Source organism: Leptospira montravelensis (assembly GCF_004770045.1).
GTDB classification, from domain to species: Bacteria; Spirochaetota; Leptospiria; order Leptospirales; family Leptospiraceae; genus Leptospira_A; species Leptospira_A montravelensis.
Genome location: NZ_RQFO01000005.1, coordinates 1 through 972 on the forward strand (window position 1 = coordinate 1; position 972 = coordinate 972).

General features: G+C 34.9%; 2 protein-coding genes. Both read right to left on the reverse strand.

Features of this window, described 5'->3' with window-relative positions; genetic code table 11:
* Positions 1–174: 174 nt before the first annotated feature.
* Positions 175–525 (reverse strand): HepT-like ribonuclease domain-containing protein, encoded by a 351-nt coding sequence (locus EHQ31_RS06490; protein WP_135582925.1) that lies wholly within the window; start codon positions 523–525, stop codon positions 175–177.
* Positions 515–829 (reverse strand): nucleotidyltransferase family protein, encoded by a 315-nt coding sequence (locus tag EHQ31_RS06495; RefSeq protein WP_135575087.1) that lies wholly within the window; start codon positions 827–829, stop codon positions 515–517. Before EHQ31_RS06495 ends, EHQ31_RS06490 begins: the two co-directional genes overlap by 11 nt.
* Between the last annotated feature and the right edge of the window lie 143 nt (positions 830–972).

Here is a 972-nt window from a genome sequence, read left to right on the forward strand (position 1 = left end):
ATAACGAACTAGACTAACCGACGTAGGCTGGCCCTGAGTCCCAACGGGACGTTAGGGACTGGAACGAGGCTTGCGTAAGCAAGAGGAGTGCCAGAAGCCTATGTGTCGCAGACCGAGCGAGGGCTTAAGTCCCGAAGCGAAGCGGTTAGTCGCTGTTATGCGTAGTCGCGGAAGTTAATCAAAAAGTGTTTTTTCTTTTTGTAAAATTTCTTTAATTTGAATTTCAAGTATTGGAATTTTGTTCTTAACAAGATCCCAAACAATATCATAATCAACGATGAAGTAGCCATGTATTAAATGGTTTCTTGTTGCAGAAAATTTCCGCCATTCAGGTTGATTATTCTTTTTCTTAAAGGAATCAGAAAGTTTGTTAGAGGCTTCGCCAATAATCTCAATACTTCGAACAAAGGCTCGTTTAAGAACATTATTATTAAGAAATGAATTTTCATCAGTTTTTGATAATTCATCCTTTAGAAAGAGAATTTCATTATATATATGCTTAAAAAAATCTAAGTCAGACTTCAATTAAGACTGACTCACTTTCAACAGAAATTTTCAGAGAACCAGATATAGATTCAGTAGTAATTAAATCAACTTTCACTTTAAAAATGTCTTCAAGTAGAAATGTAAGATTAATATAATTATCAAAATTTTTCATTCCAGACTTGAATTTGACAAGGAAATCAATATCGCTATTCTGCCTTGCTTCGTTTCTAGCGACGGATCCAAAAAGATGAATGGTCTCCACTCCTAGAATATCCAATTCCTTTTTGTAATTTTTTAAGGAGTTTTGAATAGAGTTTGAATCTAGAAGTTCAACTTTCGCCATATCTCAAAATTGGTCGTTTTTGTGTAAAAGTCAAGCGATTGAATATGGTGCTTTTGCCTATGTTTTCGATATTTTTAGCATATTAAAAAGTGTTTCCCATGTCCTGAGGCATACATTTGAGCGATTACGCATAACGAACTAGG

Excerpts from the sequence above, each read along its gene's own strand:
- EHQ31_RS06495 (WP_135575087.1), bottom strand. The coding sequence starts at position 829 with ATGGCGAAAGTTGAACTTCTAGATTCAAACTCTATTCAAAACTCCTTA.